Genomic DNA, 13,712 nt, shown 5'->3' with positions numbered 1-13,712 from the left:
GCATCACTCGTATGATTCAGTTCGCATTGGTCGAGAGCAGCACAATGGAAAAAACCACAGCCTGGTGGGATATCAGCCCGCCCTTGAGCACCGCGACCCCCACCTGGCCGGGCGATACGCCGTTTCAGGAAGAGCGGGTCTGGCAGTTCGGGCCCGAGTGCCCGGTGAACGTCGGGCGCATCACCCTGTCCCCGCACACGGGTGCCCATGTCGACGCGCCCCTGCATTACAGCGCCGACGGCGCGCCCATCGGCGAGGTCTCGCTGGATGTGTACATGGGCCCGTGCCGGGTTGTGCATTGCCTGAACAGTGGGCCGCTGGTGCGGCCCGAAGACCTGCACGGGCACCTGGATAACCTGCCCGAGCGGGTCTTGCTGCGCACTTATCAACAGGCGCCGCTGAGTGAGTGGGATGCGGATTTCACCGCCGTCGCCCCGGAGACCGTCGAGCTGCTGGCCAGCCTGGGCGTGCGCCTGATCGGCATCGACACGCCGTCCCTGGACCCGCAGCAATCCAAGACCATGGACTCCCACAACGCCGTGGCGCGCCATGGCATGGCGATTCTTGAAGGTGTGGTACTCGATGACGTCGCAGCAGGGGATTACGAACTGATCGCCCTGCCGCTGCGTTTTGCCCACCTGGATGCAAGCCCGGTTCGGGCCATCCTGCGTCCGTTGCGACGCTAGTTTTCCACAACAACGAAGCGTGCCGTCGCCCGCTGCCGCGCCTGGATTGCATTCCTCGCGCCCCCGCGAACGGCACGCCACCCCCCTGACGTGAGGAGCCCACGCGATGAGTCAATGTCCCTATTCACCCAACCATCAGCCGGAAGAGTGGCATAACGCCGAGCTGAATTTTTCCGACTCCATGAGCTACGGCGACTACCTGGACCTGGGGCGCATCCTCAGCGCCCAGCATCCACTGTCGCCGGACCACAACGAGATGCTGTTCATCATCCAGCACCAGACCTCGGAGCTGTGGATGAAGCTGATGCTGCATGAGCTCAAGGCCGCGCGTGACCATGTGCGCCTGGGCGAGTTGCCGCCGGCGTTCAAGATGCTGGCGCGGGTGTCGCGGATCTTCGACCAGTTGGTGCACGCCTGGGCGGTACTGGCGACCATGACCCCTTCGGAATACAAGTCGATCCGCCCGTACCTGGGGCAGTCCTCGGGCTTTCAGTCGTTCCAGTACCGGGAAATCGAATTCATCCTCGGCAACAAGAGCGCGGCCCTGCTGCGTCCCCACGCCCATCGCCCGGAGCTGTTGCAGTCCCTGGAGCAATCGATTGCCACGCCGTCGCTGTATGACGAAGCGATTGGCCTGATGGCCAAGGCCGGGCTGAGCATCGACCCGCAGCGCCTGGAGCGCTCCAGCACCGCACCGACCGAACACGACGCCAGCGTGGAAGCCGCCTGGCGCGAGGTCTACGCCGATCCTTCGCGCTACTGGGACCTGTATCAGTTGGCCGAGAAGTTCATCGACCTCGAAGACTCGTTCCGCCAGTGGCGCTTCCGTCATGTGACGACTGTGGAGCGCATCATCGGCTTCCAGCCAGGTACCGGTGGCACTGAGGGCGTGGGCTACCTGCGCAAGATGCTCGACACCGTGCTGTTCCCCGAGCTGTGGCGCGTGCGTTCGTCGCTCTGATAGCGAGCCAAAAAAAACGGCCCGGCATTCACTGAATGCCGGGCCGTTTTGCTTTACGCGGGGTTTATTGCAGCGCGGTTTGCGCGGCCTTGTTGGCCAGGCGCATGCGGTAGAAGCCCCAGATCACCAGGACCCAGACCGGGATCGCATACACCGAGACGCGGATGCCGGGGATCATCAGCATCACCACGATGATCATGGCCATGAAGGCCAGGCACAGGTAGTTGCTGAAGGGGAACCAGAAGGTCTTGAACGACGGCACCACGCCTTGCTCGCCCATGGCTTTGCGGAACTTGATGTGAGTCAGGCTGATCAGTGCCCAGTTGATCATCAACGAGGCCACGACCAGGGCCATCAACAGCTCCAGCGCTTCCTTGGGCGCCAGGTAGTTGACCACCACGCACAGCAGGGTGACCAGCGCCGAAACCCCCAGGGCCAGCAATGGCACGCCCTGTTTGTTGAGCTTCATCATGGCTTTTGGCGCGTCACCCTGTTCGGCCAGGCCGTAGAGCATGCGGCTGTTGCAGTACACGCCGCTGTTGTAGACCGACAGCGCCGCGGTCAGGACCACGAAGTTGAGGATGTGCGCCGCAGCGTCGCTGCCGATCAGGGCAAAGATCTGCACGAACGGGCTGCCGCTGTAGGTGTCGCCGGAAGCGTTCAAGGTTTCCAGCAACTGGTTCCACGGGTACAGGCACAGCAGCACGGTCAGGGCGCCGACGTAGAAGATCAGAACCCGGTAGACCACCTGGTTGATCGCCTTCGGGATCACCTTGCGCGGCTCACTGGCTTCGGCGGCAGTGATGCCCACCAGCTCCAGCCCACCGAAGGAAAACATGATGAAGGCCATGGCCATCAGCAGGCCCGTGCCGCCATTGGGGAAGAACCCGCCGTGGCTCCACAGGTTGCTCACCGACGCCTGGGGCCCGCCGCTGCCGCTGAACAGCATGTAGCAGCCGAGGGCGATCATGCCGATGATGGCCACCACCTTGATGATGGCAAACCAGAACTCGGTCTCCCCGAAGAACTTCACGTTCATCATGTTGATCAGGTTGACCAGCACGAAGAACACCACGGCGCTGACCCAGGACGGTATTTCCGGCCACCAGAACTGCACGTACTTACCCACGGCGGTGAGTTCGGCCATGCCCACCAGGACATACAGCACCCAGTAGTTCCAGCCGGCCAGAAAGCCGAAGTAACCGCCCCAGTATTTATGCGCGAAGTGGCTGAAGGAGCCGGCAACCGGCTCTTCGACGATCATTTCGCCGAGCTGGCGCATGATCAGGAAGGCAATGAAGCCGGCAATGGCATAGCCGAGAATCATCGCCGGACCCGCGGATTTGAGCACGCCGGCAGAACCCAGGAACAAACCGGTGCCGATCGCCCCGCCCAGGGCGATCAGCTGGATATGACGGTTTTTCAAGCCTCGCTTGAGTTCACCCTGTTTCACAATTTGATCCACTAATTACGCTCTCTTTTAGTTGTTATCAGGACCGATCCGAGTAGTCGGGTGGTTCGATCATCCTGTTGCAGAAGGATCAGATATTACTCTCGGTGAACTTCTCGTAATACAGTTGAATCGCCTTATGTGGCTGTTCCTGCAGCCAGTTTCGGATGGATTCGACCATCGGCGGCGGACCGCAGACGTACATGTCGGCTTCGTTGTCGCGCAGTTCGCTGCTGTCCAGGTGCTCGGCGATATAACCGCGCTTGCCCGACCATTGGGCGTCGGGCTCGCTGAGCACCGGGGTGTAGCGAAAGCCCGGAATGCGCTCGGCGTAGGCGGCAATTCGCTCGCCTTCGCACAGGTCGGCGGCGCCGCGCACTCCGTAATACAGGTGCACCGGCTGCTCGCAGCCCATGTCGGCCAGTTGGTCGAGCATGCCCAGCAGGGCCGACAACCCGGTGCCGCCGGCCACCAGGATCAGCGGCTTGGCGACATGGCGCAGGTAGAACGCCCCCAGCGGCGCTTCCAGTTGAAGGGTGTCGCCCACCAGGCAGCGCTCGCGGATGTAGTTGCTCATCACCCCGTCGGGCAGCAGGCGGATCAGAAACTGCAGCTGGTTGTTGCTGTCGGGGCGGTTGGCGAACGAGTAGGAGCGCTTGTTCGAGGTGCCGGGCACCGTCAGCCGCGCGTATTGCCCGGGCAGGAAGTCCAGGGTCGGCTCGCTGCTGCCCAGGTCCAGGTAGAGGATCGCGGTGCTTTCGCTGACCTGCCGGACCTCGATCACCGAGCCGCTCAGGGACGCGGGCCCGGCGCTGTTGCACAGGCTGGAGTCGAAGTCGAAATAGAACGCCGCGTCGGACTGTACGCGGGTCTGGCAACTGAGCATCTTGCGTTGCTCAAGGTCCTGGGCGGTGAGGGCTTCCTCGTCGACGTAATCCTGGCTGTACTGGCCCGACTCACAGCGGCCCTGGCAGGTGCCACACACGCCTTCGCGGCAGTCGAGGGGGATATTGATGCCGTTGCGCAGCGCGGCATCGAGCAATATTTCATTGGGTTTCACGGGGAAAAACAGCGTCTTGCCATCGGCAAAGCTGAACGCGACCTTGTGGTTCATGGCGATGTCCGCGGCGTCAGAGGTGATAGAAATCGAGCACTGAGTTGATGCTGTCGTTGAGCAGCAACACGTGCTTGCGGTTGATCAGCCAACTGCCCTGGTGGGGTGTGAGGCGGTACGTGGCCTGGCCGTAGAACTGCTCGGACGTGGCCAGGCGATAGAACAGGGTGTGCCAGTTGAGGCGCACTTCGAGGCTGCCGTCGCCCTGTTCGGCGATGCGTACGTTGTTGATCAGGTGCAGGGTGCGTGGCATCGGTGTGGCGGAAGCGGCCTTGCCGGTGCGCAGGCGAAACACCCGGTCTTCCAGGCCGCCACGGTTGGCGTAGTAGATCAGCGACATCTCGCGCTTGGGGTCGCGGGTGTAGACGTGCTCGGAATCCCATTGCGGCAGGTGGAACTCGCTCTGCGGGTCGAACAGCGCCAGGTAGGCGTCCCAGTCCTGGGCGTCGCACAGCTCGGATTTACGGTAGAAAAACTGCTCGATCTGGTACTGCAATTGCGCATTCATGGTCATACCTCCCGCAGCTTCAGGGATTGGGCGTCGAGGCCGTCGAGCAGGAACTTCTGCCAGTTGCTGTGCTGGTTGACGTACAGCCCTTCGTGGGTGAATTCGGCGCCGGTCATGGCCGGTTGAATGCCGATGGCTTCGCTGTTGGCCGTGGGTCCGGTGAGCCAGCGATGGTTGCCGCGGGAGATATCGCTCCAGCGTTCCAGGCGTGCCTGGAAACCACGCTGGGCTTCACGGAATTCCACCAGGTCATCGGGGGTGCCCATGCCGGACACGTTGAAGAAATCCTCGAACTGGCGAATGCGGTTTTCGCGGTCGGCATCCGACTCGCCCTTGACCCCCAGGCACTGGCTGACGATCTCGGTCTTGTTCCAGGCCACCGGGCGGATGATCCGCAACTGCGAGCTGATCTGGTCGAGGAAGAACAGGCTTGGGTAGATGTTCAGGTTGCGCAGGCGGTGCATCATCCACTCGGCCTTGGCCTGGCCGTGCTCTTCGATCAGGCGCGGCATGATGGTGGCGTAACCGGAGCGCACGGCCGGGTTCGGCATGTCACTGAACAGCACGCTGTGGCCGTTGTTGAAGGCGAACCAGCCGTCGTCGGTATTGGCATCGCCGGCGCCGAGCTTGCTGTAGTCCAGGGTCCCGGCGCTGCTGGTGCCGTTTTCGCTGTTGACCTGCTGGCGGTGCTGCACGGTGGCCACGTAGTTGTAGTGCACGGTGCTGACGTGATAACCGTCGAGGCCGTTTTCGTTTTGCAGCTTCCAGTTGCCGTCGTAGGTGTAGGACGACTTGCCGGGCAGCACTTCCAGCTCACCGGTGGGCGACTGCGCGACCATCATGTCGAAGAACACCCGGGCATCGCCGAGGAAGTCTTCCAGGCTGTTGTCGGCGTTCACGTCGAGGCTGATAAACACAAAGCCCTTGTAGCTTTCGATGCGGGCCTTTTTCAGGCCGCGAGTGGCTTTGTCGAAGCCTTCCGGGTATTCGCCCGGGGCCTTGACCTTGACCAGACGGCCGTCGCTTTTGTAGCACCAGGCGTGGAAAGGGCAGGTGAAGGTCGACTGGTTGCCCTTGCCGACCCGGGTCAGGGTGGTGCCGCGATGCTGGCAGGCGTTGATCAGCGCGTTGAGACGACCCTCGCCGTCGCGGGTGATGATCATCGGCTGGCGCCCGGCGCGCATGGTCACGAAGTCGTGATTGTTGGCCAGTTCGCTTTCGTGGCAGGCGTAGATCCAGTTCTTCTCGAAGATCAGCTCCATCTCCAGATCGAACAGCTCGGGCTCGGTGAAAATATCCCGGGCAATTCGGAACACGCCGTCGGCCGGACGAAAATCGAGGCAGCCCTCGATGAAGCTTTTCCATTGTTCTGTGGTTCTTGCACCATTCATGAGTCGGTACCTTTTTATTCAGGGCAATCAGGTGCGCTCATTAGAGGGAGTGACGGCCCCGGGTGGCTATCCGCTTAATTGCCCAAGGCCATCCAGAAAATTGCCGCCGCTCACCCCTGTAGCCGCTGCCGAGCCCGCGACGCTGCGCTGACCCTCACATCCACCCAAACAACTCCCTGCCTCCCCGCCCGGCCGCCCCCCCGAGGTAACACCCCAGCGCTCCCGCCTGTGCGTCTAATACCCAACCCGGTGCACCACTCGACCAACGGCTGCACCGCGATGCAGCGATGGGCTAATGTGGCCGACAGCAGCGAGGCATGTTCAGGGGACGGCAGCCGGGTGTTATCCACTTAGTCAGGGATTGTTATCCGCTAAGTGGGCGGTGGTCGTTTCAGGCGCAGAACTTGCTGTTCAAGCGAGAGACGCGCCGTCAGAGCGCGCAAAAAAATTGCCGTGGGTGTACCTGATGAACAGCAAAGCCGATTCGCAGTTTCGCGATATCTGTATCGACCACTACGACCTCGAAAGCGCCAGGAGCTGGATGTCCGGCATCTGCGGGCCGCACCGGCTCGAAACCGCGAATCCCGAGCGCATCCGCTTTCACCACAGCGCCAATGTCTTCAAATCCCGCGCCACCACCCTGGGGACCATCGAGTACGGCACCGATGTGCGGGTCGATATCGAAGACGCCGAGCGCTTCAGCAGCTACAGCCTGAGCCTGCCCCTGAGCGGCGAACAGGAGCTGAGCCGGGATGGCCGCCTGCTCAAGTCCAACCGCGACCAGGGGGTGATCATCTCGCCCAACGAAAGCCAGGTGCTGTCGATCTCCGGTGACTGCCGCAAGGTCCAGGTGGTGATCACCCGTGCAGCCATGAACGAGGCGCTGGAAGTCCTGCTGCAACGTCCGCTGGACGCGCCCCTGCGCTTCGAGGCGGTGATGGATGCGGTGGATGGCGCGTCCGCGTCGTGGTGGCGCATGGCGCGTTATTTCATCGCCGAGCTGGAACGCAGCAACGTGCTCTACGAGCAACTGGCCTTTACCCGCGACATCGAAAGCTCGCTGATCAAGGGCTTGATCCTGGCCCAGCCGAACAACTATTCCGATGAGCTGGGCGAGGTGTTGCAGGTCAAGCTGCCGCACTACCTGGTTCGTGCTCGGCAGTACATCCACGACAATGCGCGCGAGGCCATTCACCTCGAAGACCTGGAGGCCGCCGCCGGGGTGTCGCGCTTCAAGTTGTTCGAGGCGTTCAAGAAGTACCTGGCTCTGTCGCCTATGGTCTACCTGAAAAAATACCGCCTGAACGCGGTGCGCCGGGAAATCCTCGAGCATGGCTCGGCGCGCAATATTTCCGAGATCGCCCTGGGCTGGGGCTTCACCCACCTGGGGCGGTTTTCCGCGGAGTACCGCAAGCTGTTCAACGAAGCCCCCAGCGCCACCCTGCAACGCAACGAGGCCCGCAGCCTGCGCCGGTTCTGACGACCGGGAGCAGGCCTTGTTGCAGCTATTTTCTGGGCAGCAGGTCCAGCAGTTGCGAGCTTTCCTTGATCTTCTGCAGGACGATCTCGGAGCGGATATCGGTGACGCCCGAGGTGCGGTTCAGGTGATTGACGATGAAATCCGAGAAGTGCTTGAGGTTGCGCGCCTGGATCCGCAGCACATAGTTGCTGGCGCCGGTCACCACGTAGGCGGTGACCACTTCGGGCCACTGCTGGACCTTCTTGATAAAGGTCTCGTGCCAGTCGTCGACGTCCTGGCGCAGCGACACATGGACGATGGCTTCCAGCTCGATGCCCAGGCGCTCGGCATTCAGCTCGGCGCGATAGCCATTGATGATTCCTTCGCTCTCCAGCAGGCGCAGGCGGCGCAGGCAGGCGGAGGGCGACAGGGCGACTTTTTCCGCCAGCTCATGGTTGCTGATGCGCCCGTCCTGTTGCAGTACATGCAGGATGCGCAGGTCTGTGGAGTCGAGAATCATGGTTGGCATTTATCCGCGTTTTTCAGGGTTTAAGTCGAAGAATCTTCGAGTCAACTACGATCGGGTCGCTCATTTTGCACGAAAATTCTTTAAAGCATCGTTCATTATTTACCCAGCGTACAGGGGCCGCCAGCCCCTGGAGAGCGTCCCTCGACCCCGGCGCGAAGCGAAAGCCGCCGCCCGTCGAGACGCTGACTCATCCCTGACCAAGGAAATTTCATGACTACCAGAAACGCTTGCCTGGCCCTCGATGCAGAGGATTCGCTGGCCCCGCTGCGCCAGCAGTTTGCCTTGCCGCAAGGGGTGATCTACCTCGATGGCAACTCCCTCGGTGCGCGGCCGGTGGCTGCCCTGGCGCGGGCACAGCAGGTGATTGAGCAAGAGTGGGGCAATGGCCTGATCCGCAGCTGGAACAGCGCCGGCTGGCGTGCCCTGTCCGAGCGCCTGGGCGACCGGCTGGCCGGTTTGATTGGGGCAGGTGCGGGCGAAGTGGTGGTCACCGATACCACCTCGATCAACCTGTTCAAGGTGCTCAGCGCGGCGTTGCAGGTGCAGAACCTGCGGGCTCCCGGGCGTCGGGTGATCGTCACCGAAAGCAGCAACTTCCCCACCGACCTGTACATCGCCGAAGGCCTGGCCGAGATGCTGCAACAGGGTTATTCGTTGCGCCTGGTGGACAGCCCCGAAGAGCTGCCTCAAGCCATCGACCAGGACACCGCAGTGGTGATGCTGACCCACGTCAACTACAAGACCGGGCATATGCACGACATGCAGGCCACCACTGCGCTGATCCACGAGTGCGGCGCCCTGGCCATCTGGGACCTGGCCCACTCCGCTGGCGCCGTGCCGGTGGACCTGAAGCAGGCCGGTGCCGACTACGCCATCGGCTGCACCTACAAATACCTCAATGGCGGCCCGGGCTCCCAGGCGTTCGCCTGGGTCGCGCCGGCGCTGGTCGACCTGGTGAAACAGCCGCTTTCGGGCTGGTTCGGCCATGCCCGCCAGTTCGACATGGAATCGCGTTACGAGCCGAGCAGCGGCATTGCCCGCTACCTGTGCGGCACCCAACCGATCACCTCGCTGGCGATGGTCGAGTGCGGCCTGGACATCTTCGCCCAGACCGACATGGCCAGCCTGCGCCGCAAGTCCCTGGCCCTGACCGACCTGTTTATCGAACTGGTCGAGCAACGCTGCGGCGCCCACGGCTTGACCCTGATCACCCCGCGCGAGCATGCGCGTCGTGGCAGCCACGTCAGCTTCGAGCACCCGCAAGGTTATGCGGTGATCCAGGCCCTGATCGCCCGTGGCGTGATTGGCGATTATCGCGAGCCACGTATCATGCGTTTCGGCTTTACCCCGCTGTACACCAGCTTTACCGAAGTCTGGGATGCGGTGCAGATCCTGGGCGAAATCCTCGATCAGAAGACCTGGGACCAGGCGCAATTCCAGGTGCGCAATAGCGTGACCTGACACCGACGCCCTGGAACCTGTTGATGATCTGCTGCGCTTCGCTCATGCGGCGTTAAACATCGCTGAGCGTCGCTCGTTAGATCGTCAACAGGTTCCTGTACGCGTTGAAATTCTCTGCCGCCACGGGTTTGCGCCCTGGCGGCAGAGGCGTGCTGCGACATCGATAACAATAAAGGGGCACAAAAGTGACCACGACCAATAAGGGTTTTGAGGCGATTTCCAATCGCGAACTGGGGCTGCGACGTCAGCTCACTTCGGGGCAGATGAGCATGATCGCCATCGGTGGCGCGATCGGCACCGGCCTGTTCATGGGCAGCGCCTACGCCATCGGCTATGCGGGCCCCAGCGTGCTGCTCAGTTATGCCATCGGTGCGCTGATCACCTTGATCCTGATGGGCTGCCTGGCGGAAATGACCGTGGCCCACTCGACTTCCGGCTCATTCGGCGCCTATGCCGAGTTCTATATCAGCCCGCTGGCCGGGTTCCTGGTGCGCTATGCCTACTGGGCGGCGATTGTGCTGGCGGTCGGGGCGGAAGTGACGGCCATCGCCATGTACATGAAGTTCTGGTTCGCCAACGTGCCGGAGTGGGTGTGGATCGTCGCCTTCTCCAGTGTGCTGATCGTGCTCAACGCCATCAGCGTGAAGACCTTCGGTACGTTCGAATACTGGTTCTCGACCATCAAGATCGGGGCCATCGTCGGCTTTATCATCCTGGCGGTGTATGTGGTGTTCGGCTCGGGCAACGCCGAGTACGGGGTGCACAACTACACCGCCCATGGCGGCTTCTTCCCCAACGGTTTCCAGGGCATGTGGATTGCGGTGATCGTCTCCATCTTCAGTTACCTGAGCGTGGAAATGATCGCGGTGGCCGCCGGTGAAGCCGAAGACCCGGAGCGCGCGGTGAAGAAAGCCTTTCGCGCGACCATCGTGCGCCTGGTGGTGTTCTACCTGCTGACCCTGGCCCTGATGCTGGCCATCGTGCCGTGGGTCCAGGCCGGCAAGGCCCAGAGCCCGTTCGTCACGGTGATGCAGACCATCGGCATTCCGGGGGCCACCGGGGTCATGAACTTCGTGATCCTGATTGCCGCGTTGTCGGCGATGAACAGCCAGCTGTACATCACCACGCGCATGATGTTCAGCCTGTCCCGCGCCGGTTATGCGCCCAAGTCCATGGGCGCCCTGAGCAAGAACGGGATCCCGCTCAACGCCTTGATCCTGTCCAGCTCGGGCATTGCCCTGGCGACCCTGGTCAACGTGCTGTACCCGGAAAGCTCCTTCACCTTGATGATGGCGATCTCGATGTTCGGCGCGATCTTTACCTGGTTCATGATTTTCCTCACCCACTACTGCTTCCGCCGCTACCACCAGAAACACGGCGAACAGAAGCTGTCGTTCCGCATGCGCCTGTTTCCCTACAGCACGCTGCTGGGGCTGGTGCTGATGGGCGCGGTAATGATCACCACGGTGTTCACCGAGGCTTTCAGGATGACCCTGGTGTTTGGCGTGCCGTTCCTGGTGATCCTGTCCGTGGTGTACTTTTTCTGCTTCCGCAAACCGCGCGTCGAGGCCGGCTTGGCGCCGTTGCCCAAGGTGTAAGCAGAAATGGCTGGGCTGAATCACCCTGTGGCGAGGGAGCTTGCTCCCGCTGGGCAGCGCAGCGGCCCCAAGGCCAACCACTGCGGTCTATCAGGCACACCGCGTGCCCAGGTGTTGCGGTGGCTTCGCCACCGAGCGGGAGCAAGCTCCCTCGCCACATAGGGGGGTGATCCTCAAGAGCTCTAGAGGGGGCCCAGGGGGCATTGATGGCGCGCGGTTTCCAGCTGGACTTCGAAGTCATCGATGCGGGCGTGCAGCTGTTGCAGGGAAGCGATCTGCTGCGCCAGCTCGCGCTTTTTGCCGGCCAGGGCTTCCCGCGCCAGCTCCCAGGGGAAGTCCGGGCCGCTGTGCCGGGCCAGTAACCCTTGCAGTTCCTTGAGCTTGAAACCCAGTTGCTGGGCGCATTTGATAAAGATCAGCAGGTCGACGCTCTGCTGGTCGTAGAGTCGGTAGTTGCCCTGGCGCTGTGCCGGCGGCAACAGGCCGATGCTCTCGTAGTGGCGAATGGTCTTGACCGTGGTCGCCGACAGCTGCGCGGCTTTGCCGATAAACATGCACATTCCCTTTTCCAATGCCGCCGACAGCGTGTAAGCGTCGGCGCATTATCCGAGAGAATCAGCGGCTGGCAAGCGCCGCCGCCTGCTCCAGCCAACCCTGTTGCCGCACCTGGCTGGAGCCCAGGATCGGGCCGAAGGTCAGGGTCTTCAGTGGCCGGATACCGCAGAACGCCAAGGTAGTCTTGCGCACCTGATGCAGCCCGGGCATGTGGTAGACCCATTGGTAGTACCAGGGCGGGGTGTCCATGGTCACCAGCAGGTCGGCGGTGCGGCCTAGCAGCAGCTTTTCGGGGAAGGCCTTGCCCGGGCGGTACTTGAAGGCGAAGCCGGGCAGGAACACCCGGTCGAAGAAGCCCTTGAGCAGGGCCGGAATCCCGCCCCACCAGATCGGATAGACCAGGGTCAGGTGCTCGGCCCAGGTGATGTCGGCCTGGGCCTGCAACAGGTCGGCCTCCAGGGGCTGGATCTGCTGATAGCCCTCGTGCAGCACCGGGTCGAAGTCCAGTGTGCCGAGTCGCAGTTGCCGCACTTCGTGCCCGGCCTGCTGCGCGGCCTGCACGTAACGCTCGGTCAACGCGCCGCAGAAACTGGCGCTTGAAGGGTGGCCCAGAATCACCAGTATGCGTTTGCCCATTGCCGACTTTTCCTTGAATAGCAAAACCCCAGGTTAAAGCCGGCCCCTGGGGGGAGAGTCAAGCCGGGACCAGGGCCTCCAGCAAGGCACGGGCATAGGCCGGCAGGGCGCCGAGGTCTCGGGCACAGAGCAGCAGCTTGCGCTGGGCCCAGGGCTCCCCGAGCGGACGCACCTGTAGCGCCAGCCCCGGGGCGCAACGCTCCAGCGCCGCCTGCGGCACCACCGCGAGACCCGCACCGTGGGCCACCATGCGCAGCACGCCATCGAAACCATCGGCCCGGATCCGTATCTGCATCCGCAGCCCGGCGTGCAGCGCCTGTTCTTCCAGGTACACCGCCAGGGCGCTGTGGGCGGCCAGGCCGACGTAATCGTGATGCAGGGTGTCGCCAAAGCGCAGGTCCGGGTGGCTGGCCAACGGATGATGGGGCGGCATCACCAGCAGCAGCGGGTCGTCGCGAAACGCCCGGGTGTCCAGGCCCTGGGTGTCCACCGCGTCGGAGACGATCCCCAGGTCTGCCGCGCCCTGGCGCAGGGCGTGGGTGATGCGCTGGCTGGGCAGTTCCTGCAGGTCGATGTCGAGGTTGGGGTGTTGGCAGAGAAAATCCGCCAGCAGCTCCGGCAGGTATTCGGTGATCGCCGTGGTGTTGCACAGCAGGCGCACCTGGCCTTTTGCGCCTTGGGCGTACTCGGCCAGTTCCTGGCGCAGGTGCTCGGCCTGTTGCAGCAGGATTCGGGCGTGCTGCGCCAGGGCTTTGCCGGCGGCAGTCGGGGTCACGCCGCGCCGGCCACGTTGCAGGAATTCTATCCCCAGGGAGGCTTCCATGGCCCGGATACGCGCACTGGCTGCGGCCAGGGACAAATGGCTGCGCAGGGCGCCCGCGGTGATATTGCCGGCCTCGAGAACATTCAGGTACAGCCGCAAATCCACTAAATCAAATTGCACAGTCGCCTCCACCACCGCTGTCCTATAGGTCATAGCCTCTTGCTGGGAGAGAGGCTGGCTCAGTATATGGCAGATTTTCAGGGGCCTGCCCAGGGCTCAGGATAGGGCCATGAATACTCTTCTCGCGTTTTATCAGAACCTGGGCCTGGCCCTGTCATTGTTGGTGGTTGGTACCTTTTTGCTGGCCGGAATGATCAAGGGTGTGATCGGCCTCGGGCTGCCGACCATCGCCATGGGTCTGCTGGGTATGGCTATGGCCCCCACGCAGGCTGCCGCTCTGCTGATTATCCCGGCCACCCTGACCAACCTCTGGCAACTGGCGTTTGGCGGGCATTTGCGCGGCTTGCTTGAACGCCTGTGGCCGTTGTTGTTGATGATCGTGCTTGGCACCGGGGCCGGCACTCTGTGGCTGGGGATCGAC

13 protein-coding genes and 1 pseudogene are annotated in these 13,712 nt (G+C 62.6%); 6 read left to right on the top strand and 8 right to left on the bottom strand.

Going from position 1 to position 13,712, the window contains the following annotated elements; genetic code table 11:
- Window positions 1-44: 44 nt before the first annotated feature.
- Window positions 45-686, top strand: a complete 642-nt coding sequence (gene kynB / locus MF4836_RS34010) for an arylformamidase (RefSeq protein ID WP_078474072.1) — start codon at window positions 45-47, stop codon at window positions 684-686.
- A gap of 106 nt (window positions 687-792) precedes the next feature.
- The gene (gene kynA / locus MF4836_RS34005; protein ID WP_078474055.1) at window positions 793-1,647 is read left to right on the top strand and encodes a tryptophan 2,3-dioxygenase; all 855 of its coding nucleotides are present in this window, start codon (window positions 793-795) and stop codon (window positions 1,645-1,647) included.
- 64 nt (window positions 1,648-1,711) lie between these two features.
- Here the strand turns inward: kynA and MF4836_RS34000 are convergent, their stop codons facing one another.
- From MF4836_RS34000 to antA, 4 genes are all read right to left on the bottom strand, one after another.
- Entirely contained in the window at window positions 1,712-3,112 is a 1,401-nt protein-coding gene (locus MF4836_RS34000) for an amino acid permease (protein ID WP_078474054.1), read from the bottom strand.
- A 76-nt stretch (window positions 3,113-3,188) separates the two neighbouring features.
- The gene (gene antC, locus MF4836_RS33995) at window positions 3,189-4,211 is read right to left on the bottom strand and encodes an anthranilate 1,2-dioxygenase electron transfer component AntC (RefSeq protein WP_078474053.1); all 1,023 of its coding nucleotides are present in this window, start codon (window positions 4,209-4,211) and stop codon (window positions 3,189-3,191) included.
- A 16-nt stretch (window positions 4,212-4,227) separates the two neighbouring features.
- Window positions 4,228-4,719, bottom strand: a complete 492-nt coding sequence (gene antB, locus MF4836_RS33990; RefSeq protein ID WP_078474052.1) for an anthranilate 1,2-dioxygenase small subunit — start codon at window positions 4,717-4,719, stop codon at window positions 4,228-4,230.
- A gap of 2 nt (window positions 4,720-4,721) precedes the next feature.
- On the bottom strand, window positions 4,722-6,110 hold the full coding sequence (antA, locus tag MF4836_RS33985; protein WP_078474051.1) for an anthranilate 1,2-dioxygenase large subunit: 1,389 nt from the start codon (window positions 6,108-6,110) through the stop codon (window positions 4,722-4,724).
- 466 nt (window positions 6,111-6,576) lie between these two features.
- Between antA and MF4836_RS33980 the strand changes: the two genes are divergently transcribed.
- Window positions 6,577-7,590, top strand: a complete 1,014-nt coding sequence (locus tag MF4836_RS33980; protein ID WP_078474071.1) for an AraC family transcriptional regulator — start codon at window positions 6,577-6,579, stop codon at window positions 7,588-7,590.
- 25 nt (window positions 7,591-7,615) lie between these two features.
- Here the strand turns inward: MF4836_RS33980 and MF4836_RS33975 are convergent, their stop codons facing one another.
- A complete protein-coding gene (locus MF4836_RS33975) occupies window positions 7,616-8,089 on the bottom strand; it encodes an Lrp/AsnC family transcriptional regulator (RefSeq protein WP_078474050.1) in 474 nt (157 codons plus the stop codon).
- Window positions 8,090-8,308: 219 nt separating this feature from the next.
- On the opposite strand from MF4836_RS33975, the gene kynU reads away from it, so the two are divergent.
- Window positions 8,309-9,559: a kynureninase gene (gene kynU / locus MF4836_RS33970; protein WP_078474049.1), complete on the top strand. Its 1,251-nt coding sequence runs from the start codon at window positions 8,309-8,311 to the stop codon at window positions 9,557-9,559.
- Window positions 9,560-9,744: 185 nt separating this feature from the next.
- Entirely contained in the window at window positions 9,745-11,157 is a 1,413-nt protein-coding gene (locus tag MF4836_RS33965) for an amino acid permease (RefSeq protein WP_078474048.1), read from the top strand.
- Window positions 11,158-11,339: 182 nt separating this feature from the next.
- On the opposite strand, the gene MF4836_RS33960 is transcribed toward MF4836_RS33965, so the two are convergent.
- From MF4836_RS33960 to MF4836_RS33950, 3 genes are all read right to left on the bottom strand, one after another.
- A complete protein-coding gene (locus MF4836_RS33960) occupies window positions 11,340-11,711 on the bottom strand; it encodes a MerR family transcriptional regulator (RefSeq protein WP_078474070.1) in 372 nt (123 codons plus the stop codon).
- A gap of 61 nt (window positions 11,712-11,772) precedes the next feature.
- Complete coding sequence (locus MF4836_RS33955) at window positions 11,773-12,348, bottom strand: NAD(P)H-dependent oxidoreductase (protein ID WP_078474047.1); 576 nt, start codon at window positions 12,346-12,348, stop codon at window positions 11,773-11,775.
- Window positions 12,349-12,406: 58 nt separating this feature from the next.
- A complete protein-coding gene (locus tag MF4836_RS33950; RefSeq protein ID WP_078474046.1) occupies window positions 12,407-13,291 on the bottom strand; it encodes a LysR substrate-binding domain-containing protein in 885 nt (294 codons plus the stop codon).
- 109 nt (window positions 13,292-13,400) lie between these two features.
- On the opposite strand from MF4836_RS33950, the pseudogene MF4836_RS33945 reads away from it, so the two are divergent.
- Window positions 13,401-13,712, top strand: a pseudogene (locus tag MF4836_RS33945) (sulfite exporter TauE/SafE family protein); the annotation flags it as partial.

Source organism: Pseudomonas sp. MF4836 (assembly GCF_002018875.1).
Taxonomy (GTDB): Bacteria; Pseudomonadota; Gammaproteobacteria; order Pseudomonadales; family Pseudomonadaceae; genus Aquipseudomonas.
This window is presented reverse-complemented; position numbering and strand designations above follow the sequence as displayed.